The following is a 25962-nucleotide window of genomic DNA, read 5'->3' on the forward strand; positions in this document are numbered from 1 at the left end:
ATTACTGACCGAAGTACTGCTGGTAAATTTTTTGATAAGTGCCGTTGGCTTTTACCGCCGCGAGACCTTGGTTAAGCTGCTTGAGTAGTGCTTGGCTGTCTTTGTTGACTGCGATACCGAAACCATTACCAAAGTAGGTTTTATTGGTCACAGGTTGTCCCACGTAGTGAAGCGAATCATTTTGCTTAAACCACTCTGCGACAACAGCAGTATCGCCAAAGACGGCGTCCACACGGCCGTTTTGCATGTCGATAAAGGCATCTTGGTAGCTTGAATAAGGAACGGCAATCACACCTGGAGTTTGTTCAATTAAGTAGCTTTGGTGAGTTGAACCGTTTTGAACGCCAACGCGTTTGCTCTTAAGTTGCTCTGTAGACGTAATGGTGCTGTTGCTGGTGACAAAGGCCGCGGCATTGTCGTAGTAAGGGTCTGAAAACGCCACTTGCTTAAGACGCTCTTCGGTAATATCCATGGCAGAAATTGCGGCGTCGTAGCGCTTAAATTTTAACGCTGGGATCAAGCTGTCAAAAGATTGGTTTGAAAAGGTACAGCTCGCTTTAATTTCCGCGCAGATTGCATTGGCCAGATCAACATCGAAGCCCTGAATTTGGTTGTTTTTATCCATGTATTCGAACGGGGCGTAAGTCGCTTCCATTGCGAAACGGATTTTTTCTTGCGCCATTGCTGATGTACTAACAACGGCAATCGCAGTAGCAATGAATAATTTTTTCATGATATGACTCCTAGAGAACGAAGCGTCAGCTTGGCCAACGCTCCTATTAATGGGTTAAGTAATCAGCAAACTGTTTGGTTTGTGGGTGAGTAAAATGGGTGTGATCGCCAAATTCAACCACTTTACCCTGTTCAAGATATAGCACATGACTGGCAATTTTTTTAGCAAAATCAACTTCGTGTGTTACAACCACTTGAGTGATGCCCGTTTTACTCAGATCTTTTATGATCTTCACCACTTGTGAGGTGATTTCCGGATCAAGTGCCGCAGTTGGCTCGTCAAACAGCAAAACTTGCGGTTTCATCATCAACGCACGTGCAATGGCCACCCTTTGCTGTTGCCCGCCAGATAATTGCAAAGGCCAGGCTTTAGCTTTCTCTGCTAAGTTAAGGCTGGCCAAAATATCGAGCGCTTGCTGCTGCGCCGCTTCTTTTGTCAGTCCCAAGACTTTGATCGGTGCTTCAATTAAATTGTCGAGTACGGTGAGATGCGGCCACAAGTGGTACTGCTGAAACACCATGCCGACATTTTTACGCAGAGCTTGACCGCTTTTGTTATCGATGGGTTGAGCGAAATCAAATGCTTGACCGGCGACACTCAAGTGACCGCCTTGTGCGTTTTCCAACAAGTTGAGCACGCGCAGTAAAGAACTTTTGCCCGCGCCACTTGGGCCCAGTAAAACCAAGGTGTCTCCTTTGTCGCAATGGAAGCTGACATTGTCGATGACTTGGTGCTCACCGTAATACTTGTTGAGATTGTGCGCTTTGATGCCCATACCGTTTTCGAATAACTCTGGTGGTGATTTGGTTAGCTTGAATACTACTAAAAAAGAATAATTATGCAATAGTTACGCAATAGTATTGTTGATAATTTTAATATATCGTGCCGTTTCAGTTGATCACTCTGCTTAGATGACCCTTAGAATACAAAAAGCCCTGACCGAATCGGCCAGGGCAAAAAGAAAGGCATTCTATTTCAATACATTACATCTTATACGTAACCATTAAGCCCATCGTGCGAGTTTGGCCGACCGAGGCGCGATAACTGGTACCAGAGTTTTGCTTAAAGTAGACAACATCTTCATCGGTTAAGTTGTTGACGTAGGCATCAAAGGTCAATGGACCGTATAGGTACTGCAGTTTCACATTGGCGGTTGTGTAGTCGCCTGCGGTTAAGTCTTCCGAGTTCGCCACATCCGAGTAGTATTCGCCAACGTAATTCACATTGCCGCCAAGTGACAGGTTGTCTGTCAGGTACTGAGTGAAGCCAAGTGAGGCATTAAAGTCTGGTGCAAACGTTAGCTCATCACCGAGACTACTGGAATCTGAGTTATCGACCTTACTGCTAAGTAGCCCCATGCTTGAACGCAACTCTAGGTCAGCGGTTGCCCAATATTTGGCCTCGAGTTCAGCGCCATAGGTATGTGCTTTATCAATGTTGACAATATAGCCATCGGTGTACGCTTGATAGCCATCAAAGTCGTTATAGAACAAGTTTGCGGCCACATTGAGGTTGGCGGAGAGTTGACTCTTAATCCCTGTTTCATAAGAAATCGAGGTTTCTTTTTCAAACGTATAGTAATCATAATCACCCGTAGAGAACTCAGCGCCGCCGCCGCCGGCATTGTAACCACGTTGGACTGATGCTCCCCATGTCGTGCGTGGAGACAGAGCATAACTCAACGCCAACTTAGGCAGTAATACGGTGTCATCAACCCCTTCATCGTAGGAAGTACTAAACCTAGCGTTGCTACCGCTAAAGTCGCGGTCGATAGCATCGTGCTGAACACGGGCGCCGAGCGTAACTTGTAAATCATCTGTCACATCATAGCCACCTTGACCATAAATCGCCGCCGTATTCGTTGTTCCGTCGGCACCGATTGAGCTGGTACCAGAAATATTTAACTTCTCTTCTTCTCTAGACAGGTAAACGCCCAACAGGCCGTCAAAAGTCTCCCCCTTGTACAAGGTTCTATTTTCAAAGTTTATTTTATGTAGGCCTTGGTCAAGCGTTACGCTCGCACTGGGATAAGTATAAAAATAGATATTCGTATAACGGTAACTTAAGTGTGTCGAGTTAGTCGTACGATCTGATACGGCATAATCGATATCGGTGGCAATCCCGCTTTGATCCGAGTTTTGTAAGCGCACATCATCCCACGCACTGCCATCGCCGAGTGTTTGCGTCTGAGTACTAAAGCCGCTATCGGAATCATTCGCCCAGCTGGTAAATTCACCTTGAGAGCGAGAGTTGGTCAGAGTCAGTTTCGCCTGTAGCTTCGGCATATCTGAAGGCTGCCATAAAAATTTCGCTCTTAAATTACTATTTTGCAGTGCCTCGACATCTGGGCCATCATCGAGCTCGGTATTCGCTTGAGCATAATTGAGCCAGGTGTCCCCTTTTTCACCATCAAAGGCAATGCGAAACGCCAATTCGTCGTCGATGATTGGCCCAGACACCATCACTGCCAGGTTTTGTGTGGTATTGCTATTTTCATAACGCTCAGCACCAACTCTTACGGCCGATTCCCAATCAAAGGTCGGATCATTGGTCTCCACAACCAAAGCACCACCGATTGAGTTGGTGCCTTGTGTCATCGATTGAGGACCACGTAGCACCTCAACCTGCTTAGTATCCCAAATACCGCTAGACAGGTAACTGTAACCAGACCAAGCGCTACTGTCGCCGTCAATGACGGTTGAGATTCGACTTTTTGAGCCGGTATAAAAAGCAACACCACCAAGAGCAGCACCACTGCCACTGACACCGCGGATAGCTAGGTTGCCAAAGCCTTCATAGTTGACGTTCGGCGCTGACGTCGCAATGTCAGAAACCGTCTCATTGCTGTGGGCAAGATCGTCTTCGGTAATCACGGTGACGGCTGAGGTGGTTTCTTGCAAAGAACGCCCCATTTTCTCACCGGTGACAGTAATGGTATCCAAAGTTTGATCAGCGGTTTTTGCCTGTGCAGAAGGCGTGATCACTGCGCCAGTAAAAAGTGCCGATGCCACTGCAATGGCTAAGGGACTAACTTTGATCGCCACTTGAGAACTCCTAAGTTTCATTTTTAATCCTTATTCTTTTTTGTTTTGGTGCTGCTTTTGATTCTGTGCTTGGTCTCATCCACCAAGTGAATGCGAAAGATAGTACAAATGATAACTATTATCAAATAATAATTTGTTACATCTATTCAATATCAAGCAGATTACTCCCCCAAATAAGGCGCTTATCTGTTATAAAATCAACAAATTGTTACATGTTTTCATGACCTGATATTTTGTCTTAAAAACTTCATTTTACTGATAAAGTCTCGTCACATTGAAACTTAGTGAATATAAAAAGGTGAGGTATCGCAAATATTTTAGTCAAAACAGAAATAAAACGTTGACTATGAGAAGGAGTAAAGCAAAGATATACCCGCAGCTAGAAAAGAGTTCTTTGTTTTACACATTTCGTTGGATTACTTGTAACCCGACCTGTGGTACGCAATAGCAATTTTTTTTCCATGCTATCCGCGCCAAAATGGCTCAAATTTTTATTTTAGATTAGGAAATATCATGTCTAACACAGTTACTGGTACCGTAAAGTGGTTCAACGAAACTAAAGGTTTTGGTTTTATTCAACAAGAAAATGGCCCAGACGTATTTGCACACTTCTCTGCAATCCAAGGTGACGGTTTCCGTACTCTTGTTGAAGGTCAAAAAGTTGAATTCGTTATCTCTCAAGGTCAAAAAGGCCCACAAGCTGAGAGCATCAAAGTTATCTAATTTTGATTTGCAACGATTTGCTTAAAAATAGCCAGCTTATGCTGGCTATTTTTTTTCCTGTTGGTACAGTAACGATTAAGTACCAAACACCGTTATCATCTTGCTATGACAGATCTCCTGTTTCATCACATCCAAACCTTGAATATCAACCGTGCCAGCTGCTTTTCTCATTGCCACACCGACATTGAACGCATCTGTTCACAATACAATGAACTTTTTAGCCATACTCAACAAACAAAACCTGAGCTGTCGATTAATCGGATTTTACTTGGCGTCCTGACTAAGGCCCAAATTGACGCACGCAGTCATGTAGAAGCAACCCGTGATAGCCGACAAAGCATGAGTGATGTGTTTCAGCGCCATTTGTCCCCCTCAGACGCCAGCAAGTTTCAAGACCAGAGCCTCAGTGACTTTTTGCTCATCACTCAGCTTTGGTTGTATCTTCAAGGCTGGTTACATATGGATTTGAGCCTCGCCGCCGATCACGCGACCAGCTCAGCGGCATTGATCGCCCCCGACTCCAACCATCAAAGCCATCACTATCGCAGTTTGCTCATGGAAAGTTATTACACGGGTAAGGCGCACTCACCGGCAATACGACCACCTAAGCCGTGGTGGCAGCGCCTATTTCGCCAGTGATTCATTGATTGGGTTTAATGACGCGTCAGCCGAAACGAAGATACTCGGATATTTTGAGGGATAACGTAGGGTAAAGCCTCATACGCGGGATGTGGGCTCTTAAAGCGATGAACTACTTATCTAGAATTAACCACAAATCCACTCGACGATTACAAGCTCTTGCTTCAGCGGTTTTCGCCGGACAAAGAGGCAAAAACTCACCATAGCCTTTGGTAAACACTCGAGTGGGCTCGATATTGCTTAATAACAAGCGTTTTTCCACTTGCCCTGCACGCAACTCCGATAGGGTATTGTTATAGGTGTAACTGCCTCGGTCATCGGCATTACCACCAATCACTATGGTGATATTTTTACGTGGCGCCAAGTAATTGCCCAAACGATCGAGTTTCTCTTTCGCCGTTGGCGCGATCGTCGCAGAGTCGGTTTTAAATTGGAGCAGCTTTGGCAAATGAATCACCAAGGTGTTCCCTGGCTGAACTTGGTAGGTAATGCCCATTTGTTGCAGTGCACTTTCTAACTCGGCGTGATTGAGTGACCCGAGGTGAGGACTTGCTTGGCCGTTTGTGGTGCTTGAGTATTCCGTCATCTGTGTTGAGACCGAGACCACGGTTTTCTGAGTGCTTTGCGAGTGAGATACCGGCGCTTCTCCCCACTCAGGATACATCACCTCTTGACTGTTTTTCGGCGCGACAGACAACATCGATGGCCCTTGCAGCCATTGAGAGGTTTGGCTGCATGCCGTTAAAAAAGCCAAGCTCAATAAAGCGATGTTTTTCATTTTACTATCCCAATCAGCAATCTCTGACGTTGTATCGGCCCAGTCAGGGAATTCTTTATTTATTATACCAATCTAACTAAATCGCTGGTCCCCCTAACTGGTAAAAAACTCGATAACGTCGTTAAGAAAATAACTTGTAGAACAACGACTCACTGTCTTTTTTTGCCTGATTTTCAAGCCTGATCCTGCGCTATTATTGACCACATACTTAATCAGATTGGTATTAGTACCACACTGACCCGCAATTTTGTTACAGTAGCGGTAAAACTGTGAGGAGAAATTCATGTCACCATTGATTATTCAAGCCATTTTATTGGCATTAATGATTGCCCTGCTCGCGCGCCAATGGCGTAAGCGTAAACAAGGTCAGTTGGCTCGGCAGCAAGGCCAAGAATTTTTAACGGCTAACGCAGAGAAAGAGGGCGTGATCACCTTGGATTCAGGGCTTCAATATCAGGTGCTTGCCAGCGGTGAGGGCGATAAGCACCCCGAGCCCAAAAGCAAGGTCACCGTTCACTATCACGGCACCTTTATCGATGGCACCGTATTTGACAGCTCAGTGGAGAGAAATAAGCCCATCACTTTCCCGCTTAACCGTGTGATCAAAGGATGGCAATTAGGGGTAACTCAGATGGTCGAAGGGGATAAATGGCGCCTTTACGTACCGAGTGAGCTTGCCTATGGACGCTTTGGCGGCGGTAAAATCCCACCGCATTGCGTGCTTATTTTTGATGTGGAATTAATTAAGATTGTTTCATAATCGACACGTAAACTTCCCCCACGAGCGACGATGCTCGCGGGGTTTATCAAGACTATACGTGTAGCCAGTAGAGCAAAACCCCACCAAAGAGAATGCGGTATATCCCAAAACCATTCAGTGTAAAACGATTTAAAAACGCCAGAAAGAGTTTCATCACTACCCAAGCGGACAGGTATGCAGTAATAAAGCCCACAATCAGGGGCATCATACGCACCCCTAAAAAATCATTGTAATGAGAGACAAATTCCAGTCCCGCCGCCGCCACCATCACAGGTAGTGCCAACAGAAAAGAAAATTCGGCACTCACTGTTCGGTTCATGCCAGCCAATAACGCCCCCACCATGGTTGCCCCTGCTCGGCTCGTGCCCGGGATCAAAGCAAAAATTTGCGCAAAACCGACTGCTACCGCCTGTCGATAAGAGATGTCGTCGAGTGAGTGTACCCTTGGTGGCGAGCGCTTTAGGTACTTCTCTAACAGCAGAAATACCACACCGCCAATGATAAACATCCAGGGTACGACCTCGATACTAAACAAGGTTTTAATTTGATGACGAAACAGAAAACCCACCGTCGCGATGGGAAGAAATGCCAAGGCCACTTTCAACCACAGTGAGAGGTGTTTTGGATGAAAACGCTGCTTATATTGCGTTACCACCGCCAAAATCGAAGCCAGTTGAATGATCACTTCAAAGGCCTTGTTGGTCTCTGTTTGAGCAACCCCTAACCATTCACTGGCGACAATTAAATGCCCTGTGGACGAGATAGGTAGAAACTCTGTGATACCTTCGATTAACCCTAAAAAAATGCTTTGAACTATATCCATGTAATACTCTAAAAATGTGAAAAATTGCGTGGATAACGCAGCGCTTGTCGGACAGGGACAAAAAAACGCACTGGCTGCCCTGATAAAATACCAAAACAAACAAGATTGTTTTTTGGCCAATTCAACCTTGGTTTTGTATTCATCACTGCCTACGTAACAATGACGTGATGTGTTGGTAACAGCGGTTAGAGACAAATAAGCACCAAGAGTTCCCTCTGGTGCCTTCTGTGCGCGGTCTTGCCAGCTATTCTAATCTAAATAACTGGTTTTTAGTAGTTTTAAGCCGTTTGGGTAACAGGGTGGAAGGAGAGTTGATTGTCTTTGACTAATACGCAATCCATACCAGCAGCATGCGCCGCTTGAAGGCCGAGTTCGGTATCTTCAAAAACCACACATTGGCTTGGCTCTACATTAATACGCTTTGCGGCTAATAAAAAGGTATCTGGGTTCGGTTTGTGATTCACCACATCATTGGCGGTCACCACGGTCTCGAATCGATCAATAATCCCCAATTGTGTCAGCAGACGCGTCGCGGTTGACGTTGAACTCCCAGTGCCCACGGCCATCGGTTTTTGGCCAGAAAAAAACTCAACCAGTTCATAGGTGCAAGGGATTAACGTGACAATTTCTTCTAGATCCATATTCAAAAATTCACGTGTTTTAAAGGTTTGGACTTGCGCCGGATCCAAATTGAGTTGGTAGCGCTGATTGATCTCATGAGTGATTTTGTGGCTAGGCATCCCCCCCATGCTATGTAGCCACTCTTTGTCATAAGGAAAGTCAAAATGCCCTGACGTGAGTCGCCACGTTTGCAAGTGGGCTGGCATAGAATCGATCAATGTGCCATCCATATCAAAAATTAACCCTTGGTATTGCTCAAAATCTGTTGTCTTCATTCTTTACTCAACTTGTCGTACAATCGTTTTTTTTTCAATATTAAGGGCCGCTACTGACATGATTGCCATTTCTTCTTCACTCCAACTCAAAGACAGCGATGTTGAATTTCACGCTGTGCGTTCACAGGGTAACGGAGGGCAAAATGTCAATAAGGTCAATTCCGCGGTCCATCTTAGGTTTGATATTAAACGATCTTCATTACCTGATCACTACAAGTCAATACTACAGAGTTTAAATGATCATCGTGTGACTCAAGATGGCGTGATTGTCATTAAAGCGCAAAATTCTCGCTCTCAGCAGTTTAACAAAGAGCAAGCCATCGCTCGTTTGGTCGAAATGATTCAAGAAGCCATTCGCCCTGTAAAGGCACGACGCGCCACGAAACCAACACGCTCATCACAGCGAAAACGACTCGATAAAAAGACGCAACAAGGCGATAAAAAACGCCAGCGACAAAAAGTCAATATTTAGTATTGCTGTCGTCCCCCGGCTGAAACCGATTCTCCCCAATACTGGGTGGTTTCCATATTGGGTTTTATCCTTGTTGGTTAACGAAATTAATCGGCTGAGAGTTGGATTTTTAGTCACTGGCGATTACACTAAGCCAGTCAACCTTTTAAACGGATTTTGGAATAAACTATGATCTCAAAATGGTCAAAGCGCTTTTATCAAATGGCCAAACTCGTTGCCTCGTGGAGTAAAGATCCGTCCACTCAAGTCGGTGCGGTGATCACGAAACAAAATCGCATTGTCTCTGTTGGCTTTAATGGCTACCCACATGGCGTCTCTGACAGTGTTGAAACCGATGAGCGCGAACTGAAGTATTTAAAAACCGTCCACGCGGAAGAAAACGCGATTTTATTTTCCAAACGCGACCTCGACAGTTGCGAGATGTGGGTGACTCATTTCCCCTGCCCGAACTGTGCGGCTAAAATCATTCAAACGGGTATTTCTGCTGTGCATTGCCCCGAGCAATCGGAAGACTTTTTGTCTCGTTGGGGTGAAAAAATCAAAGTCAGCGAAGATATGTTCATTCAAGCCGGCGTCGCCATACACTGGTTGCCCATCGATGAATTGGACGATCTATAACATCGTTTTTTCCTGTCAGCGCCCATACCGAAAAATAGGTCAAATCGACCCGTCGCGGCAAATAAATCTTGTGATTATTGATAATATTTGCTTTTTACCAACATTTCGCTCTTGATGGTGTGTTACAAGATAGCAATAATATGTCACCTTGCCATATTCAATGATAAACGTTTGAGTAATCTCGGTTTAGGAGGAAAAATCATGGCCGCAGCTGAGTACGTACAAGCCCGAAGTGAATACGTCATTCGCTACTTTGAACACGGCGAGATGCAGTGGATGACCATAGTCGCAGACAGCAAAAAACAGGCTTACCAGCAGTATTTGGAGCTGGGTAAAAAGTCTTGCGATCTTTTTATGATTTGGCCTGACCAATAGGCCAAATCCCGCTGCTTGCCACTTTATTGCTTTGACAATCTCCATTTTCCCTCGTACTTCTTCCCTCTTTATTACTGATTTTTTGCCTATTTTGCGCGACATCAACATTTGAAATACCCAGGGCTGACTATTTTCTCCACACTGGGTGAATTGTGTTTATTAAACTGATTGCTTTTGGTAACATTTTGTCGCATTAGTGAGGACAATTTAACCAAAAATGAAAAATATCCCCTATTTTTCACCGCGAATTCGCCCCCATTTCTGTCGTACAACCGCGCTTTATCATCAGTAAAAAGGAGTTATTGAATGTCTAAGAGTGAAAGAAGTATCCACTCTGCCTTGTTTAAATCGCCCAAAGATACGCTTAATCAATTTATTTCCCGCAGGCCACCCTCTGTGTCCACTTTACTACTTTCCGTTTTGGTTGGCTGCGGTGCCGGTATTGTCGGTACATTGTTTGAAAAAGCCGTACACCTTGTCTCGAGTACTCGTACAGAATGGCTAAAAGCCGAAATTACCGCTTTCTTACCGCTGTGGGCTGTTGCCATCTTGATCAGTGCCAGTTTGGCTTTTGTCGGCTATTACCTAGTCCACCGTTTTTGTCCTGAGGCGGGGGGGTCTGGCATCCCAGAAATTGAAGGGGCAATGGATAATATTCGCCCTTTGCGTTGGTGGCGAGTCTTGCCTGTCAAATTTATCGGCGGTATGGGCGCGCTCGGTTCTGGTATGGTACTTGGCCGTGAGGGCCCCACGGTACAAATGGGCGGTGCGGTTGGCCGTATGATCAGCGATGTGTTTCGCGTTAAACAAGATGACTCAAGACACACCTTACTCGCCGCGGGGGCTGCCGGTGGGTTGGCCGCTGCCTTTAATGCACCGCTTGCAGGGATTTTATTTGTCATCGAGGAGATGCGTCCTCAGTTTCGCTACTCGCTGATCTCGATTAAAGCGGTGATCATGTCCTCAATTTTAGCCACTTTAGTGTTTCGCTTGTTTAACGGTCAGCAAGCGGTGATCACTATGCCGCAATACCAAGCGCCAGAGTTGTCGACTCTTTGGTTATTTTTAGTACTCGGTGCTCTGTTTGGATTTTTTGGCGTAATATTTAACCGCTGTATTACCTTTTCCCAAGATAGCCTAGTTAAACTTCACAAAAACAATCGTCGTCGCTACCTAACATTGGGTACAACTCTTGGTGGCGTGTTTGGTTTATTGCTTATTTATTTGCCTGAATTGACTGGCGGCGGTATTGAACTCATTCCTGCCGTGACCAATGGCGACTATTCAATTGCCTTGCTGATCTTGATTTTTTTTGGCCGAATGTTAACCACATTGGTGTGTTTTGGCTCCGGCGCGCCTGGCGGCGTTTTTGCCCCTATGCTCGCCTTAGGGACCTTGTTTGGTTATGCCTTTGGCGCTGTGGCTCAATCGCTGTGGCCGAGCTTGCCAATTGAACCCGGTATGTTTGCCATTGCAGGCATGGGCGCTTTATTTGCCGCCACCGTACGAGCGCCGATCACTGGCATTGTGTTAGTGATAGAGATGACCAACAACTACTACTTGATTTTGCCGCTCATCATTACAGCGTTAGGGGCGACCTTATTGGCCCAGGCATTAGGTGGTCAGCCGATTTATAGCCAATTATTAAACCGTACATTGCGCAATGAGAAACTGCAAAAACAAGAATTACCTTTTGAACAAAACGAGGTGAAATCCGCAGAGCCAAGCGCAAAAGCACCTTAATTCAGTGCTATTTCACCCAAACAAAAAAGCGCCGGCCGGCGCTTTTTTACTATTCACTTTATGCCATCCTGTCACCGAAGTGAGCTCAATAAGACAAGGTTAACAAACCGAGATTAACGCAAGCCGTGCAGGAACTCATGTCGAGTGGCTGGATTTGATTTAAAGATACCACCTAATGCCGTGGTCGTAGTTTCACTCGTCGCATCCATCACGCCACGTGATTTCACGCAAAAGTGAGTCGCATCAATCGTGACCGCCACATCTTCTGACTCGAGTAAGGTTTGTAAGGCGACGAGAATTTGCTGCGTTAAACGCTCTTGTACTTGAGGGCGCTGCGAGAAAAAACGCACAATGCGGTTAATTTTCGATAAACCGATAATTTTGCCGCGCGGAATGTAAGCGACCGCGGCTTTGCCATCGATGGTCACCAAGTGGTGCTCACAGGTGCTGGTCAAAGTGATGTCTTTCACACGCACCATTTCACTGACATTCATTTTGTTTTCAATTACAGTGATTTTGGGGAAGTTCGCGTAATCCAAACCCGAGAACACTTCATTCACGTACATCTTGGCGACGCGTTTTGGCGTTTCGACTAGGCTATCGTCAGTTAAATCGAGTTGCAATAAGCCTAAAATCTCACGCATGTGATGTTCTATTTTCTCTCTTTTTACTTCTTGGCTTAGTCCGTTGCTTTCCATTGGAGTCTCTAAACCATTTTCTTCTAGTGCAGCTTTTACTTGTAATGCTGATGCACTCAGATCTGACATTTTTCTTCCTCTAACTGACTTTTTTGCAGATTTTGCAAGCATACTCGCATTAGCCAATAATTACATCCCTATTTTCTGTCTGGGAATCATCTATTGTTGCCGGCGAGTGTGATAATCTTATGCCTCAAAGCCTCATGATAGGAGTGAATATGAGTTGCTGTGATAGCCCAGGGCTACTCGCTATAGAGCGCGCTGTCCAAGCCATGTGTGAACGCGCCACACCCGTCTCTGAAATAGAAACCTTACCCCTTGGAGAAGCGCTGGGGCGCGTCTTAGCCGAAGCGATCGCGTCACCCATGGATGTGCCTCCCTTTACCAATTCTGCGATGGACGGTTATGCTTGCCGTTTTGCCGATCTCACCTCCCCTGCCCTCACGGTGATCGGCACCGCATTGGCAGGGCAACCTTTTACTCAAGAATGCACCCCAGGCAGTGCGGTGAGAATCATGACCGGCGCGCCCTTACCCAAAGGGGCCGATGTGGTGGTTATGCAAGAAAATGTCACCGTGACTCAACAAGGGATCATCATCAATTCATTGCCAAGGTCTGTAGGGGCAAACATTCGCCCGGTTGGCGATGACATCACGCAAGGGGCACTGGTGTTACCAGCAGGCCATCGCCTGACGCCTCGTGATGTCCCTATGTTGGCATCACTGGGTATTGCCGAGGTTAAAGTACGCCGTAAACCCAAGGTTGCCATTCTCTCTACCGGAGACGAGCTCAAGCCCTTGGGTAGCCCCCTTGAGCACGGCGAAATATACGACAGCAATCGCTACACGATGATCGCCTTACTCAACAATTTTGGCTGTGATGTTTTGGATATGGGCATTGTGGCCGATGAGTTAGACACACTCAAAGAAGCCTTCACCTATGCCGATAACAACGCAGATTTAGTCATTTCCTCTGGTGGGGTCAGTGTTGGCGAAGCCGATTACACTAAAACCGTCTTAGAAGAGCTTGGTAAGGTCGAATTTTGGAAAATAGCCATCAAACCTGGTAAGCCTTTTGCCTTTGGGCAACTCAACCATGCCCTCTTTTGTGGCTTGCCGGGCAATCCGGTTTCGGCCTTTGTCACTTTGTATGTTTTGGTACAACCACTTTTGGCTAACCTGTCTGGGCATAGCCAATGGCAGCCGCCACTTTCGATGCCGGCCACCTTGTTAAGCCCACTTAAAAAAGCCCCCGGGCGTTGTGATTATCAACGCGGTTACGCCCGACTCGAACAGGGAAAATGGGTAGTAGAAACAACCGGTAATCAGAGCTCTGGCGCTTTTCGCTCGATGAGCTTGGCCAATTGCTTTATTGTCCTCGAGCGCGAACGCGGCCATGTCGCGGCGGGAGAAAGTGTCAATATCGAATGGTTTTCACCCCAGCTTTACTAGCGAGCAAGTATGGACTCAACATTATCAAAACAAGAAGAGTTACGCTATTTTCGCCAAATCAGCCTGGCAGGCTTTGACTTTGACAAACAAGAGCAACTCAAAAAAAGCCGAGTGTTGATCATCGGCCTTGGCGGTTTAGGGTGTGCGGCCAGTCAGTACCTTGCCAGCAGTGGTGTCGGTCACTTAACGTTATGCGATGATGATCGCGTTGACGAGTCGAATTTACATCGCCAAGTTCTGCACCACGATGCCGATGTGGGCCAACCTAAAACCCACTCAGCAAAAGCCAAACTCGAAAAAATTAACCCATACCTTGCAATTGAAACGTTGGATACGCGCCTTGAGGATGAGGCATTAATTGAGCAAATCAAGCAACACGATGTGATCGTCGATGCCAGTGATAACCTAACAACGCGCAATCAATTAAACCGCTGTTGTCATCAACTCAGTACGCCACTGATTTCCGGCGCCGCGATCCGCATGGAGGGCCAAGTCAGTGTCTTCGAGTATCGCGACGCTCTGCAACCTTGCTATCAGTGCTTTAGTCAGTGGTTTTCACAAAGCCAGCTCAGCTGTGTAGAAACCGGCGTTATGCCTGCCGTCGTCGGTATCGTCGGAGCCATGCAAGCGTTAGAAGCCATTAAAGTGCTCTGTCAGTATGGCCAACCTTTATGTGGCAAATTGCTGCTTTTCGATGCCATGACGATGCAATGGCAAACACTGGCTCTGCCTAAATCACCAAACTGCCCCGTATGCGCGGCAGTCGAACCTTTACCAATGGATGGCCTATGAAAAACCTCATTGAAGCAACCGAGCTCAACCAGATGATGCAAGAGGGCGAGCTACACATTCTCGACGCCAGTATCGCTTTTCAAATCCCTGGCGAAGGAGAAAAGATCGTCGGACAGGTGATCCCTGGTGCCCTTCGTTTTGACTACGATGGTGACTTTGCCGATCCCAACAGCGGGCTACCTCATACGATGCCAAGCAGCGAGCGGTTTAATCACAGCGCGCAACACCTTGGTTTAATGAACGAGTGGCCCATTGTGGTCTATGACAACAGTGGCACCCTAGCCTCCCCAAGAGCTTGGTGGATGTTAAAGGCCATGGGACACAAGAATGTTAAGGTATTAAACGGCGGTTTACCTGCGTGGATTGACGCGGGATTTGACACTGACAGTGACTATCGCCAAACCACACAACCGGGCAATTTTAATGGTCAAAAACACGGTCAAGCCTTTGTCGACTCAACCGCAGTCCTCGAGGCTAGTCAAACCCAGAGCCATGCGATTATCGACGCGCGCTCGTTGGCCCGTTTCCACGGCACAGCACCAGAGCCGCGAGCAGGCATGCGCAGTGGTCACATTCCCAATGCTCAGTGTTTGCCCTTTAGCCAGCTCATTGAAAATGGAAAGTTCAAACCCGTCGCGCAATTGCAACATGCCTTTGACACACTGACACTAGATCGCAATAAAGGACTGATCTTTTCATGCGGCTCAGGGGTGACGGCATGTATCTTATTATTAGCAGCGGATGAGTTGGGTTACTCCTCCCTTTCGGTCTATGATGGCTCTTGGGCGGAATGGGGCTCGACACTTCGCCTACCGATAGAAAAAATTGAACATATGTAACAGATGAAAACAAATGTTCACTCTTGTGACATCGTGTGAAACTCTCACTTTTCACTTTCGATCGCAGTCTTTATCGACAAGGAAGCAAGCACTGCGATCAATACACAATTTTTCATACTCTTTTGGCCACAATATTGTCTGTACGATTGACATTTATTGCGGATAAGATAAATATGGGAGCATCATTTACTCAGTGATGGGGCATATGTTCATTGCCAAACATCGCCGCCATGAACATGAGTGTGAATAATGTATAGAGCTAACAATCTGCGATGTTAATCGAGTGAGAAAATCGCGATTAGCCGGGCTAAAATTATTCATTCGCTTTACATTTTGTATCGCTCTACTTTTAAGCGATACGGCACAAAAATAGGACGAAAACACATGAGCAACAAGTTAGAACAACTTCGTAAACTAACCACAGTTGTCGCTGATACCGGTGAAATTGAAGCGATTAAAAAATACCAACCAGAAGATGCAACTACCAACCCATCTCTAATTTTAAAAGCCGCTCAAATCGCTGAATACGCTCCTCTCATTGACGATGCCATTGCGTTTGCCAAAACGCAAAGCGATGACAAATCACAACAAGTGAAAGACGCATGCGATGTGCTTGCCGTCAACATCGGTAAGGAAATCCTAAAATCAATCCCAGGTCGTATTTCGACAGAAGTGGACGCTCGTCTTTCTTACAACACCGAAGCGACCGTTGACAAAGCTCGTCAACTGATCAAACTGTACGACGATGCTGGCATCAGCAAAGAGCGTATCCTGATTAAGATCGCGTCTACTTGGGAAGGCATTCGCGCGGCTGAGATCCTTGAGAAAGAAGGCATCAACTGTAACCTAACGCTGTTGTTCTCTTTTGCTCAAGCACGCGCGTGTGCAGAAGCAGGCGTCTTCCTTATTTCTCCGTTCGTAGGTCGTATCATGGACTGGTACAAAGCCAAAGAAGGTCGTTCATTTGAAGCCAGTGAAGACCCAGGCGTATTGTCTGTGACTAAAATTTACAACTACTACAAAGAATACGGCTACAACACCGTTGTCATGGGCGCGAGCTTCCGCAACACAGGTGAAATCCTTGAGCTTGCAGGCTGTGACCGTCTGACTATCAGCCCGCAATTGCTGCAAGAGCTTGCCGATGCTGAAGGCGAAGTGGTAGAAAAACTGAAAGACTCTGGCAGCACCAAAGCCGCCCCTGCCGCAATGACTCAAGCGGAGTTCTTGTGGGAGCACAACCAAGATCCTATGGCTGTTGAAAAATTGGCCGATGGTATTCGCAACTTTGCGGTTGACCAAGGTAAACTAGAAGCGATGATTGAAGCTAAGCTTTAATTTTATTGCTGACGTTTTAGAATCAAAAGGATGGCCCTTATCTTCGAGACATCGGCCATCCATTATTTTGTTAGCGACACTATCACTAACGACAAGAGTTTAATAACGAGAAATGACTATGGATCGTAAACATCTAGCTAACGCCATTCGCGCCCTTAGCATGGACGGCGTACAACAAGCAAACTCTGGCCACCCTGGTGCGCCTATGGGTATGGCAGACATCGCCGAAGTTCTTTGGCGCAGCCACCTAAACCACAACCCAGCAAACCCTAACTGGTCTGATCGCGACCGTTTCGTGCTATCTAACGGTCACGGCTCTATGCTGATCTACTCACTACTGCACCTGAGCGGTTATGAGCTTGGCATTGACGACTTAAAAAACTTCCGTCAGCTGCACTCTAAAACGCCTGGCCACCCAGAGTATGGCTATGCACCTGGTATTGAGACCACCACAGGTCCTCTAGGCCAAGGCATCACTAACGCTGTCGGTATGGCGATCGCTGAAAAAGCACTTGCGGCTCAATTTAACCGCGAAGGCCACGATATTGTTGACCACTTCACCTATGCATTCCTTGGTGACGGCTGTCTGATGGAAGGCATTTCTCATGAAGCCTGTTCACTGGCTGGCACCCTTGGCCTAGGTAAGTTGGTTGCGTTCTGGGACGACAACGGCATCTCTATCGATGGTCACGTTGAAGGTTGGTTCTCTGACGATACACCGAAGCGCTTTGAGTCTTACGGCTGGCATGTAATCCCAGCGGTTGATGGTCACGATCCTGAAGCAATCAACGCGGCAATCGAAGAAGCGAAAGCGGAAACTCAACGTCCGACCTTGATCTGTACCAAGACCATCATTGGCTTTGGTTCACCGAACAAGTCTGGTTCTCACGATTGTCACGGTGCGCCACTTGGCCAAGATGAAATCGCAGCGGCTCGTGAATACCTAGGTTGGAATTACGGTCCATTTGAAGTGCCAGAAGACGTTTACTCAGCGTGGAGCGCGAAGCAAGCTGGTGCTGATAAAGAAGCGGCTTGGAACGAGAAGTTCTCTGCCTACCAAGCGGCCTTCCCTGAGCTTGCAGCGGAATACACTCGACGTGTAAACGGCGAACTGCCAAGCGATTGGGAACAAAAAGCGTCTGAGGTTATCGCTAACCTCCAAGCGAATCCATCGAACATTGCGTCTCGTAAAGCATCACAAAACGCGCTTGAAGCCTTCGGTGCCATCTTGCCTGAATTTATGGGCGGCTCTGCCGATTTAGCACCGTCAAACTTGACCATGTGGTCTGGCTCTAAGTCTCTAACCAATGAAGATGCCTCGGGTAACTACATCCACTACGGTGTACGTGAGTTTGGTATGACTGCCATCATCAACGGCATTGCACTGCACGGCGGTTTCATTCCTTACGGTGCAACCTTCTTGATGTTCATGGAGTACGCGCGAAATGCCATGCGTATGGCGGCACTGATGGGCGTACAAAACATTCAAGTTTACACTCATGACTCGATTGGCCTGGGTGAAGATGGTCCAACTCACCAACCGGTTGAGCAAGTGGCTTCTCTTCGTCTCACACCAAACATGAGCACTTGGCGTCCATGTGACCAAGTCGAGTCGGCTGTGGCTTGGAAATTGGCGATTGAACGCAAAGATGCTCCAACGTCTTTGATCTTCTCTCGTCAAAATCTTGCTCAGCAAGATCGTACCGCAGAGCAAGTGGCCAACATCGCTAAAGGCGGTTACGTGCTAAAAGACTGCCAAGGCAAAGCCGATCTTATTTTGATTGCAACCGGTTCAGAAGTTGAATTGGCTGTGAACGCCGCCGCTGAGCTTGAGAAACAAGGCAAAGCGGTTCGCGTCGTATCCATGCCTTCAACCGATGCCTTTGACAAGCAAGACGCAGCGTACCGTGAGTCTGTACTGCCTTCTGATGTGACTGCGCGTATTGCCATCGAAGCCGGCATTGCCGACTTCTGGTACAAGTACGTTGGCTTTGACGGTCGTATCATCGGTATGACAAGCTTTGGCGAATCAGCGCCTGCTGGTGAGCTGTTTAAGCTGTTTGGCTTTACCGTTGACAATGTCGTTGCAACCGCTCAAGAGTTGCTTGACTAAGTTTAAGTCAATCAAACCGATTCAAAAGCGCCGTTTACGGCGCTTTTTTTATTTCCAAACTCAGACCCATCTAACTTCATAACGGGTCACCCTTACAGGTTAAAAATTCAATAACATCGTTAAGAACATAACTGGTAGCACAACGACTCACTGTCTTTTCTTGCCTGGTTCTCAAGCTTGATCCTACGCGCTCATTGTCCACAGACTCAATCAGATTGGTATTCCCCCTTTTGCCCGTCTCACCAGCCTCGCCACCTTAGTTTTCAACACATTACCGTAACCATGAATTTGTCAATAACAGACACATTCACCGCAGTGATACCCTGAGTAAGTAGTGTGCCATTTTACTCTCAACGTCTTGAAAAACTGAGAATTAAACCATAAAAGTTAACAATAAAAACCCAGTGTTAATAACTTAAACAATTTTGCAACTTTAACTTTCAGTTTTTGTAATTTAACTTTTGGTTAACAAGGTATATGTTGTTAGTCAGATCACAAAAGAGGAGATCAACCATGAAAGTAACTGTAGAGTTTCTAAAACCTTATCACTACCGTGAAAACTACTGGGAAGGTGAGCACTTCGTTGAAGCCGGTGAACACAAAGCCGTGAGAGCGACACTTGCCATGCACTTAGTACACAGCAAGATTGCTTCTATTTACGACAATCAAGCCACGGTAGCTGCACACTGATCAGACCGTCGTTCGATGGTCAGTGAATACCCGTTAACACAACAACACTTGGTAACAACAAAAAGCGTTATACCCTGTGGCACTATCGACCACAGCAGTAGAAAGAAGCAATGAGCAATAGCCATTGCCCATAAATGAAACAGTGGAGCCTTACAATCTTTTCTCACCCCACTGTCACGTCAATCTCTTGTGATCATGAATTTGAATACAAGAGATTGTCATTCCCATGATCCCATTTCCCGTTGACCAGTATAATTGTTTATTTCGTTAACATGGCATCTTGTCCAGCATGGGGCATCGCCAGTTAATATCTGTCGTCATCTGTGGTGCTTTCAATCTGTTATGAATCGTTCACGTCAATCCAATCAACGTCGCAATAAAAAATCCGACTTACCCACCAAGGTATGCCCTATCTGTCAGCGCCCTTTTCATTGGCGAAAAAAGTGGCAGGCCTGCTGGCAAGACGTTATCTACTGCTCTGAGCGTTGTCGGCGATCCAAGTAAATCACCATCAAACTCAATAACGGGTCACCCTAGTGAAACATCAACATGCGTAACCTGGGTATATTGCGGAAAGAAAGTCTCCCTCAACGACTGGCCAACCAGCGGTAAGTTGAGGGAAAACTTGTGGTTAAATCAGGCTATCAGTGTTGACGAGGACCGCGCAACAGGAAAAATAAACGACCAATAATAAAAACAGCGGTAATGATCACCATGTGATGATACAAATCACCCAGTGTGGGGACCAGCGCCTCAAATACCGAACGGCTTTGGCGAACGACATCGAGATCGGCGACGGGTTTCGCCAATTGTTGACTGATGTAGTCGGCAAAAAAAACAATACTACCAGCGATAAACATAAAGCACGCGGCAATTAAACTGGTCATGGCGACTTTTTCAAGTGCCATTCCCGTTAATCGATTTAGCAGTAGATAGATGAGTAACACCCCGGTATAAGGTAGCCACACCCATTGCCCAAAACCTAACCATGGCGAGCTGACGGTAAGCGCCAATAACGCAATGTGAATGTACTTCGCTATCAAAATAAAACCTCAATACTGCGCTTTGATGACATCCTTTTTCTTAGCATTGTGATGCTTGACGTACATTTGGCAGTTAAAATGCACCTCTCCACAACAAAAAGCCTCCATATTAAAGCAAGCGTGGAGGAATGAACCCATGGTCTGACCAAGCCATCAACGGCGCACAATTTTCTCTAATTCAAAATCAAAATCATCCGGTGACAAAATAATCCCTTCCCCATCAAGACTTGGGTAGACAATCACGGCCAGTTCATCTTCTTCTAGGCCAGTTGTCCAACGACTGCGCCATTTGGCAATCGAAATGGCTTCCGGTTGCATCTCTTGCCAATCTTCTGTGGCTTGCTGTCGTGCGATATCTTCGCTTGGCCAAACCGGGACGCACTCATCCTCATCGGTACTGAGTAACACACTGCCGTGCTCATCGACAAGCAACCAAATTTTTTTGTCTTTCGCGATGGTGTTAAAGAAAAAACGCATGCGTTCTGAGGGCGTATTTAAAGCGGGAGTTGAAGAAGTCATAAGTATTTTTCACTCGTTAGAAAACTGGCTCTACCATAACCACAACCCTTTCTCGGTTCAAGAACAAGTCTCCATTTTAAAGCGCGCTGATGGCTTCAGCGATAAAATGACAAATTGCGCACCAGCCATTTTTACATTAGAGTCTGAGGCCACGTCGATTACGCTTTAACCTAACTACTAACACTGAGTAACGCACTTGTTGACTTTTCAATCGATCCCTTTGGGTGTCCGTTATATTCTCATCTCTGCGCTGGGCTTTGCCTTGATGTCAGCCTGTGTCAAATACACCAGCAACAGCGGTATTCCTTTGTTTGAAATTGTGGCAGCGCGCGCTTTGGTCTCTTGCGTGATCAGTTTTATTGATATCAAGAGAAAGCGCATCGGGGTTTGGGGCCATAATAAGACACTGTTATTCCTGCGCGGAGCGATTGGCAGCCTGGCATTAATGTGCGTTTATTACGCTCTGACGACCTTGCCATTGGCAGTGGCGGTTTTACTGCAATACACTTACCCCATCTTTACCGCGTTGTTGGCTTATGCCTTTCTCAGAGAGAAGTGTTCGAGAACCACCTGTGCTTGTATTGCGATTAGCCTACTTGGCTTAATGGTTATTTTTGTGCCCAATGCACAAACCAATCACCCAGGCGCACTAGACCATCTCGCCATCATCATCGCCTTGTTCGGGGCCTTAGGGAGCGCAACGGCCTATGTGATTGTGCGAAGATTGAGCCAAACCGAAGACAGTTCTGTGATCATTTTTTACTTCCCTTTTATCGCCTTACCTTTATCGGTTTTTCTCATGATCGCTTCGGGGTTTGTCATGCCAAGTTTAAGCCAAATGGGGATGCTTATTTTAGTTGGGATCTTTACTCAAGTCGGTCAATGGGGGCTCACCAAAGCAATGCAAACGGAATCTGCGGCTCAAGCCTCTGCGTACGGCTATGTGCAAATTATTTTTACCCTGGTATTGGGTATGGTGTTTTTTAACGAAATGCCACAATCAGAAGTTTGGCTTGGTGGCGGCTTAATTATTGCCGCGGCACTTGTTAATGCAACGCAAAAGCGAGCGGTAAAATAACCAGCGATAACCGAAAATGAATGAAAGCGGGCAAAGCCATATCATTGTCATTTTTACCATTTATACTGAAGTGTTTGGCGGTTGTTCTTCTCAGCCAGCAACTTTTGATTTTCCACATGATAACATATATGATATTTCATATATTAAATAACTTTAGGTGTTTTCTTCTCATGTCCATTGATGATCTTTCTAATCCTAACTTGCATTCCGAACAGGTAAAAGTGCCCAGTCTCTCAGACTTTTCAACCGCTTTATCTTCTCATAAACCTAAGATTTTGTTGATGTATGGTTCGTTGCGTCAACGCTCTTACAGCCGTTTAGTGATTGAAGAATCAGCCCGCATTCTCACTGCGCTCGGCGCTGAAGTAAAAATTTTCAACCCAGAAGGCCTGCCATTGCCAGACAGTGTCGAAGACACCCACCCAAAAGTACAGGAATTACGAGAACTGGTTATGTGGTCTGAAGGGCAAGTTTGGTGCTCGCCAGAACGTCACGGGGCGATGACGGGCATCATGAAAGCGCAAATTGATTGGATTCCCCTTAGCTTGGGCGCTGTTCGCCCTACACAAGGCAAAACCTTGGCCGTTATGCAAGTGTGTGGTGGTTCTCAATCGTTTAATGTTGTCAACCAATTACGCGTGCTTGGCCGTTGGATGCGTATGATCACTATTCCCAATCAGTCTTCCGTGCCCAAAGCCTTTTTAGAGTTTGATGACCGTGGCCGTATGAAGCCGTCTGGTTTTTATAACCGCATCGTTGACGTGCTTGAAGAGCTAATGAAATTTACCTTGTTAACTCGTGATAATAGTGAGTTCTTAGTCGACCGCTACTCTGAGCGTGTCGAAAGTGCTGAAGAGCTTATGGCTCGAGTCAATCAAAAAGAAATTTAAGAGGTATCTATGGGACTTTTTGAGCGTTATCTGTCTGTTTGGGTTGGATTAGCGATTCTGTTCGGATTGGGGCTTGGCATTGTGGCCCCTGACCTTTTCACAGCAGTGGCACAATGGCAGTACGCCCATGTTAACCTCGCCATAGCCGTTCTGATTTGGTTGATGATCTTCCCAATGATGGTACAAATCGACTTTGCATCATTAAAAGATGTCGGTAAAAAGCCCAAGGGGTTGCTACTGACTTTGGTCGTCAACTGGCTAATCAAACCTTTTTCTATGGCTTTACTCGGCTGGTTGTTTTTTAAAGGCTTGTTTGCAGACTGGGTAGACCCGCAAAGTGCCAGTGAATACATTGCCGGTATGATTTTACTTGGCGTTGCGCCCTGTACCGCCATGGTTTTCGTTTGGAGCCAATTGACCAAAGGCGATGCGAACTACACATTGGTTCAAGTTTCGGTTAACGACATTATCATGATCTTTGCTTTTGCTCCCATCGCTGGATTTTTGCTTGGTGTGAGTGACATTACCGTGCCTTGGAATACCTTACTACTATCGGTCGTGTTGTACGTGGTGATCCCTTTGTTGGCCGGCGCTTACACTCGTGCTACGCTCAACCGCAAAGGTGAACAAGCGCTGAGTGATATGCTGACCAAACTCAAACCTTGGTCCATTATTGGTTTGCTGGCCACTGTCACTCTATTGTTTGGATTGCAGGCGAATACCATCCTTGATAAACCCCAAGCCATCGTGCTGATTGCCATTCCGCTACTCATACAAACCTATTGTATTTTTGCCATTAGTTATTGGGCCGCCAAAAAACTCAAACTGCCTCATAACATTGCCGCACCAGCGTGCATGATTGGTACATCAAACTTTTTTGAATTGGCGGTCGCGGTCGCGATTGCTTTATTTGGCCTTCACTCTGGTGCCGCTCTAGCAACCGTGGTTGGGGTTTTGGTTGAGGTGCCCGTTATGCTGTCTTTGGTTTGGTTCGCAAACCGAACCAGACACTGGTTTACCAACTAAGACTTTGCCAATAGATACCTCAATCCGGATCTTATACCAATCTGATTCAGTATCTGGTCAATGACAGCGCAGGGAAAAGCTTGAGAACAAGACAAAAAGACAGTGAGTCGTGGTTCTACCAGTTATTTTCGTAACGACGTTATCGAGTTTTTTAACCCGCTAGGTGACCGACTATTTCGTTAGATTGGTATGATTACCCTCATCGAAGTCAATGCAATCCCGGCTCAGCAACGCTTTGGCTGAGTTGGGGTTGTCATTAGGATGCCACTTTAGAGCCCCAGAGACGGAAGGTATTTTTGCCTGACTGCTTGGCTTTGTACATGGCTTTATCGGCGTTAACTAGTAAGCTTTCTAGATCCGATGCCCCACTCGGATACAGTGCCACCCCGACGCTCATCGCCGGTTGCAGTTCAAGATTTTCCAATGTCATCGGCTGGGTCACGGTATCTATCATGGATTGAGTGAACTGGCGAAGCGCTGTTAACGAGGTTACCATCGGCACAACAATAAGAAACTCATCCCCCGCCAAGCGACTCACAATGCTTTCTTGCTTGGTGCTTATTTGCAACCGCTGTGCAAACTCCTTTAAAAAAGCATCGCCGATATGATGGCCATAGGTATCATTGATCGACTTAAAACGATCGACATCAATAAATAACACCGCAAGTTGAGCGTCATGATAACGCGCTTCTTCAAGCATCAGAGCTAGCGCATTCATCACGTATTTCCTATTAGGCAGTCCAGTCAGGTGGTCGTGATGCACCATGTGTTTTAATTTTACCTGTTCAATGCTCTTTTTCTTAACGTCATCGGCCAAACGTTGATTTAGCTGTTCGAGTTCTTCGGTGCGCTGTGCCACTTTTTTTTCTAGCTCATTGGTGTAGTGAGCAAGCTGGGTTTTATTGTATTTAAGGGCATCGATCATCTGATTGAAACAGCGTGCCATCGAACCAATTTCATCTTTGGTGGTATTGTTTACGTAGTGATCCAAATCATTGGCATTTTTGGTGACCGATTTCATAGACTGCCTAAGATCATCGATGGGGCGGGTAATGGCATGTCGAATGATGAAAAACGCGACAATGGCCGCAAAGAGCAGAGCAAAAAATCCAATATTGAATAAAACATTGCGGTAGCTGAGCAAACGTTGCTCAAGTGTAGAAAGCGGTATACCAACGCGAATCCAGCCAATATTGCGATGATCAAAACTCAATAAAGGAAGCCGAGACTCAAGATAATTCTTGCCCTGCCATTCGATAACCCCCTCACTGACCAGCACATCTTGATGATCGTCATGGACGTGCATTTGAGCGGTAAAGCCCGGCAAAAGCTGGCGAACAACCGATGCTTGATTGTGGTAAATAATCTTGTTTTTAGTATCCGTTACCGCGACGTAGTCAACCTCTGGGATACTTTCAACGAGCTCTCTACTGTCGAGATTGAATTGTTTAGCCGGATGTAAAATCACCCCCAGTTCGACCAAGTAATCAATCTTGCTGTAATACATTTTAGCCGCCATCAGAGCTTTACTGTGCAGAGCGTGTTCTTCACTGTGGGCAAAAAAGCGATAGCCAACACCAGAGATCACCAAGATTGACAGACTCAGAATGAGGATAATAATCGAAATTAACTTAGTTTGAATCGACAATTTCATTACTTTTTCTCTAGGCATTGAGCCCAATGGCTATTCACAAATCCATACTACACAGCGACCGTAACACTCCGCTTAAAGAGTATCAGCCTGTTGACTTTGGTGTAGGAAACGCTCTCCTGTCAATGCGCTGACGCTCCCAATGGCACTGGTGTACTTATCCTTCAATAACTCTAGCAGTCATTCATCCATTGTCTCTTAATACGGGTATTTTTTTAACAAACACACGTCTA

At 46.2% G+C, this 25962-nt stretch carries 27 protein-coding genes; 17 read left to right on the forward strand and 10 right to left on the reverse strand.

What is annotated here, in order from left to right:
- Window position 1: 1 nt before the first annotated feature.
- From AB0763_RS13980 to AB0763_RS13990, 3 genes are all read right to left on the reverse strand, one after another.
- The gene (locus tag AB0763_RS13980; protein WP_306099802.1) at window positions 2-733 is read right to left on the reverse strand and encodes an arginine ABC transporter substrate-binding protein; all 732 of its coding nucleotides are present in this window, start codon (window positions 731-733) and stop codon (window positions 2-4) included.
- Between the two features lie 46 nt (window positions 734-779).
- On the reverse strand, window positions 780-1508 hold the full coding sequence (gene artP / locus AB0763_RS13985; RefSeq protein ID WP_306099803.1) for an arginine ABC transporter ATP-binding protein ArtP: 729 nt from the start codon (window positions 1506-1508) through the stop codon (window positions 780-782).
- A gap of 208 nt (window positions 1509-1716) precedes the next feature.
- Window positions 1717-3798 carry a TonB-dependent receptor gene (locus AB0763_RS13990; RefSeq protein ID WP_306099804.1) on the reverse strand — a complete coding sequence of 694 codons (2082 nt, stop codon included), beginning with the start codon at window positions 3796-3798 and terminating at the stop codon, window positions 1717-1719.
- 492 nt (window positions 3799-4290) lie between these two features.
- Here AB0763_RS13990 and AB0763_RS13995 point away from each other — a divergent pair, with 492 nt between their 5' ends.
- Window positions 4291-4500, forward strand: coding sequence for a cold-shock protein (locus tag AB0763_RS13995; protein ID WP_306099805.1), 210 nt, complete (start codon window positions 4291-4293; stop codon window positions 4498-4500).
- 105 nt (window positions 4501-4605) lie between these two features.
- The gene (locus AB0763_RS14000) at window positions 4606-5139 is read left to right on the forward strand and encodes a hypothetical protein (RefSeq protein ID WP_306099806.1); all 534 of its coding nucleotides are present in this window, start codon (window positions 4606-4608) and stop codon (window positions 5137-5139) included.
- 112 nt (window positions 5140-5251) lie between these two features.
- Here the strand turns inward: AB0763_RS14000 and AB0763_RS14005 are convergent, their stop codons facing one another.
- Window positions 5252-5917, reverse strand: a complete 666-nt coding sequence (locus AB0763_RS14005) for an OmpA family protein (protein WP_306099807.1) — start codon at window positions 5915-5917, stop codon at window positions 5252-5254.
- Between the two features lie 283 nt (window positions 5918-6200).
- On the opposite strand from AB0763_RS14005, the gene AB0763_RS14010 reads away from it, so the two are divergent.
- Entirely contained in the window at window positions 6201-6677 is a 477-nt protein-coding gene (locus AB0763_RS14010; protein ID WP_306099808.1) for an FKBP-type peptidyl-prolyl cis-trans isomerase, read from the forward strand.
- 52 nt (window positions 6678-6729) lie between these two features.
- Here the strand turns inward: AB0763_RS14010 and AB0763_RS14015 are convergent, their stop codons facing one another.
- Window positions 6730-7500, reverse strand: a complete 771-nt coding sequence (locus AB0763_RS14015) for an undecaprenyl-diphosphate phosphatase (RefSeq protein ID WP_306099809.1) — start codon at window positions 7498-7500, stop codon at window positions 6730-6732.
- A gap of 278 nt (window positions 7501-7778) precedes the next feature.
- Window positions 7779-8396 (reverse strand): HAD family phosphatase, encoded by a 618-nt coding sequence (locus tag AB0763_RS14020; protein ID WP_306099810.1) that lies wholly within the window; start codon window positions 8394-8396, stop codon window positions 7779-7781.
- A gap of 58 nt (window positions 8397-8454) precedes the next feature.
- On the opposite strand from AB0763_RS14020, the gene arfB reads away from it, so the two are divergent.
- The 4 genes from arfB to clcA all read left to right on the forward strand — a co-directional run bounded on the left by arfB (window position 8455) and on the right by clcA (window position 11604).
- Entirely contained in the window at window positions 8455-8868 is a 414-nt protein-coding gene (gene arfB / locus AB0763_RS14025) for an alternative ribosome rescue aminoacyl-tRNA hydrolase ArfB (RefSeq protein ID WP_306099811.1), read from the forward strand.
- Window positions 8869-9036: 168 nt separating this feature from the next.
- On the forward strand, window positions 9037-9486 hold the full coding sequence (locus AB0763_RS14030; protein ID WP_306099812.1) for a dCMP deaminase family protein: 450 nt from the start codon (window positions 9037-9039) through the stop codon (window positions 9484-9486).
- 171 nt (window positions 9487-9657) lie between these two features.
- Window positions 9658-9861: an RNA helicase gene (locus AB0763_RS14035; RefSeq protein WP_306099813.1), complete on the forward strand. Its 204-nt coding sequence runs from the start codon at window positions 9658-9660 to the stop codon at window positions 9859-9861.
- Between the two features lie 306 nt (window positions 9862-10167).
- On the forward strand, window positions 10168-11604 hold the full coding sequence (gene clcA, locus AB0763_RS14040) for a H(+)/Cl(-) exchange transporter ClcA (RefSeq protein ID WP_306099814.1): 1437 nt from the start codon (window positions 10168-10170) through the stop codon (window positions 11602-11604).
- Window positions 11605-11717: 113 nt separating this feature from the next.
- Here the strand turns inward: clcA and folE are convergent, their stop codons facing one another.
- Window positions 11718-12371: a GTP cyclohydrolase I FolE gene (gene folE, locus AB0763_RS14045; protein WP_306099815.1), complete on the reverse strand. Its 654-nt coding sequence runs from the start codon at window positions 12369-12371 to the stop codon at window positions 11718-11720.
- A gap of 149 nt (window positions 12372-12520) precedes the next feature.
- Here folE and moeA point away from each other — a divergent pair, with 149 nt between their 5' ends.
- From moeA to AB0763_RS14080, 7 genes are all read left to right on the forward strand, one after another.
- Window positions 12521-13753 (forward strand): molybdopterin molybdotransferase MoeA, encoded by a 1233-nt coding sequence (gene moeA / locus AB0763_RS14050; RefSeq protein ID WP_306099816.1) that lies wholly within the window; start codon window positions 12521-12523, stop codon window positions 13751-13753.
- Between the two features lie 9 nt (window positions 13754-13762).
- Complete coding sequence (locus tag AB0763_RS14055) at window positions 13763-14545, forward strand: molybdopterin-synthase adenylyltransferase MoeB (protein ID WP_306099817.1); 783 nt, start codon at window positions 13763-13765, stop codon at window positions 14543-14545.
- Window positions 14542-15384, forward strand: a complete 843-nt coding sequence (locus tag AB0763_RS14060) for a sulfurtransferase (RefSeq protein WP_306099818.1) — start codon at window positions 14542-14544, stop codon at window positions 15382-15384. The genes AB0763_RS14055 and AB0763_RS14060 overlap by 4 nt, the downstream gene beginning before the upstream one ends.
- 384 nt (window positions 15385-15768) lie before the next feature.
- A complete protein-coding gene (gene tal / locus AB0763_RS14065) occupies window positions 15769-16719 on the forward strand; it encodes a transaldolase (RefSeq protein WP_306099819.1) in 951 nt (316 codons plus the stop codon).
- A gap of 118 nt (window positions 16720-16837) precedes the next feature.
- Entirely contained in the window at window positions 16838-18832 is a 1995-nt protein-coding gene (gene tkt / locus AB0763_RS14070) for a transketolase (RefSeq protein ID WP_306099820.1), read from the forward strand.
- Window positions 18833-19345: 513 nt separating this feature from the next.
- Window positions 19346-19522 (forward strand): hypothetical protein, encoded by a 177-nt coding sequence (locus tag AB0763_RS14075; protein ID WP_306099821.1) that lies wholly within the window; start codon window positions 19346-19348, stop codon window positions 19520-19522.
- 342 nt (window positions 19523-19864) lie between these two features.
- Complete coding sequence (locus tag AB0763_RS14080) at window positions 19865-20026, forward strand: DUF2256 domain-containing protein (RefSeq protein WP_306099822.1); 162 nt, start codon at window positions 19865-19867, stop codon at window positions 20024-20026.
- A 140-nt stretch (window positions 20027-20166) separates the two neighbouring features.
- On the opposite strand, the gene AB0763_RS14085 is transcribed toward AB0763_RS14080, so the two are convergent.
- Both AB0763_RS14085 and AB0763_RS14090 read right to left on the reverse strand, forming a co-directional pair.
- The gene (locus tag AB0763_RS14085) at window positions 20167-20565 is read right to left on the reverse strand and encodes a hypothetical protein (RefSeq protein ID WP_306099823.1); all 399 of its coding nucleotides are present in this window, start codon (window positions 20563-20565) and stop codon (window positions 20167-20169) included.
- A 153-nt stretch (window positions 20566-20718) separates the two neighbouring features.
- Window positions 20719-21084 carry a DUF2750 domain-containing protein gene (locus AB0763_RS14090; RefSeq protein ID WP_306099824.1) on the reverse strand — a complete coding sequence of 122 codons (366 nt, stop codon included), beginning with the start codon at window positions 21082-21084 and terminating at the stop codon, window positions 20719-20721.
- 196 nt (window positions 21085-21280) lie between these two features.
- Between AB0763_RS14090 and AB0763_RS14095 the strand changes: the two genes are divergently transcribed.
- The 3 genes from AB0763_RS14095 to arsB all read left to right on the forward strand — a co-directional run bounded on the left by AB0763_RS14095 (window position 21281) and on the right by arsB (window position 24078).
- The gene (locus AB0763_RS14095; RefSeq protein ID WP_306099825.1) at window positions 21281-22162 is read left to right on the forward strand and encodes a DMT family transporter; all 882 of its coding nucleotides are present in this window, start codon (window positions 21281-21283) and stop codon (window positions 22160-22162) included.
- Between the two features lie 170 nt (window positions 22163-22332).
- On the forward strand, window positions 22333-23052 hold the full coding sequence (gene arsH / locus AB0763_RS14100) for an arsenical resistance protein ArsH (protein WP_306099826.1): 720 nt from the start codon (window positions 22333-22335) through the stop codon (window positions 23050-23052).
- 9 nt (window positions 23053-23061) lie between these two features.
- Window positions 23062-24078, forward strand: coding sequence for an ACR3 family arsenite efflux transporter (gene arsB / locus AB0763_RS14105; RefSeq protein ID WP_306099827.1), 1017 nt, complete (start codon window positions 23062-23064; stop codon window positions 24076-24078).
- 256 nt (window positions 24079-24334) lie between these two features.
- Here the strand turns inward: arsB and AB0763_RS14110 are convergent, their stop codons facing one another.
- Window positions 24335-25732, reverse strand: coding sequence for a diguanylate cyclase (locus AB0763_RS14110; protein WP_306099828.1), 1398 nt, complete (start codon window positions 25730-25732; stop codon window positions 24335-24337).
- Window positions 25733-25962 lie beyond the last annotated feature (230 nt).

This window comes from Vibrio sp. HB236076 (assembly GCF_040957575.1).
GTDB lineage: Bacteria > Pseudomonadota > Gammaproteobacteria > Enterobacterales > Vibrionaceae > Vibrio.

Excerpts from the sequence above, each read along its gene's own strand:
- AB0763_RS14020 (WP_306099810.1), bottom strand. The coding sequence starts at position 8,396 with ATGAAGACAACAGATTTTGAGCAATACCAAGGGTTAATTTTTGATATG.
- moeA (WP_306099816.1), top strand. The coding sequence starts at position 12,521 with ATGAGTTGCTGTGATAGCCCAGGGCTACTCGCTATAGAGCGCGCTGTC.
- AB0763_RS14090 (WP_306099824.1), bottom strand. The coding sequence starts at position 21,084 with ATGACTTCTTCAACTCCCGCTTTAAATACGCCCTCAGAACGCATGCGT.
- AB0763_RS14080 (WP_306099822.1), top strand. The coding sequence starts at position 19,865 with ATGAATCGTTCACGTCAATCCAATCAACGTCGCAATAAAAAATCCGAC.
- tkt (WP_306099820.1), top strand. The coding sequence starts at position 16,838 with ATGGATCGTAAACATCTAGCTAACGCCATTCGCGCCCTTAGCATGGAC.
- arsB (WP_306099827.1), top strand. The coding sequence starts at position 23,062 with ATGGGACTTTTTGAGCGTTATCTGTCTGTTTGGGTTGGATTAGCGATT.
- AB0763_RS14010 (WP_306099808.1), top strand. The coding sequence starts at position 6,201 with ATGTCACCATTGATTATTCAAGCCATTTTATTGGCATTAATGATTGCC.
- AB0763_RS13990 (WP_306099804.1), bottom strand. The coding sequence starts at position 3,798 with ATGAAACTTAGGAGTTCTCAAGTGGCGATCAAAGTTAGTCCCTTAGCC.
- AB0763_RS14000 (WP_306099806.1), top strand. The coding sequence starts at position 4,606 with ATGACAGATCTCCTGTTTCATCACATCCAAACCTTGAATATCAACCGT.
- AB0763_RS13980 (WP_306099802.1), bottom strand. The coding sequence starts at position 733 with ATGAAAAAATTATTCATTGCTACTGCGATTGCCGTTGTTAGTACATCA.
- AB0763_RS13995 (WP_306099805.1), top strand. The coding sequence starts at position 4,291 with ATGTCTAACACAGTTACTGGTACCGTAAAGTGGTTCAACGAAACTAAA.
- tal (WP_306099819.1), top strand. The coding sequence starts at position 15,769 with ATGAGCAACAAGTTAGAACAACTTCGTAAACTAACCACAGTTGTCGCT.
- AB0763_RS14005 (WP_306099807.1), bottom strand. The coding sequence starts at position 5,917 with ATGAAAAACATCGCTTTATTGAGCTTGGCTTTTTTAACGGCATGCAGC.
- arfB (WP_306099811.1), top strand. The coding sequence starts at position 8,455 with ATGATTGCCATTTCTTCTTCACTCCAACTCAAAGACAGCGATGTTGAA.
- AB0763_RS14060 (WP_306099818.1), top strand. The coding sequence starts at position 14,542 with ATGAAAAACCTCATTGAAGCAACCGAGCTCAACCAGATGATGCAAGAG.
- artP (WP_306099803.1), bottom strand. The coding sequence starts at position 1,508 with ATGGGCATCAAAGCGCACAATCTCAACAAGTATTACGGTGAGCACCAA.
- folE (WP_306099815.1), bottom strand. The coding sequence starts at position 12,371 with ATGTCAGATCTGAGTGCATCAGCATTACAAGTAAAAGCTGCACTAGAA.
- AB0763_RS14075 (WP_306099821.1), top strand. The coding sequence starts at position 19,346 with ATGAAAGTAACTGTAGAGTTTCTAAAACCTTATCACTACCGTGAAAAC.
- clcA (WP_306099814.1), top strand. The coding sequence starts at position 10,168 with ATGTCTAAGAGTGAAAGAAGTATCCACTCTGCCTTGTTTAAATCGCCC.
- AB0763_RS14110 (WP_306099828.1), bottom strand. The coding sequence starts at position 25,732 with ATGAAATTGTCGATTCAAACTAAGTTAATTTCGATTATTATCCTCATT.
- AB0763_RS14015 (WP_306099809.1), bottom strand. The coding sequence starts at position 7,500 with ATGGATATAGTTCAAAGCATTTTTTTAGGGTTAATCGAAGGTATCACA.
- arsH (WP_306099826.1), top strand. The coding sequence starts at position 22,333 with ATGTCCATTGATGATCTTTCTAATCCTAACTTGCATTCCGAACAGGTA.
- AB0763_RS14055 (WP_306099817.1), top strand. The coding sequence starts at position 13,763 with ATGGACTCAACATTATCAAAACAAGAAGAGTTACGCTATTTTCGCCAA.
- AB0763_RS14030 (WP_306099812.1), top strand. The coding sequence starts at position 9,037 with ATGATCTCAAAATGGTCAAAGCGCTTTTATCAAATGGCCAAACTCGTT.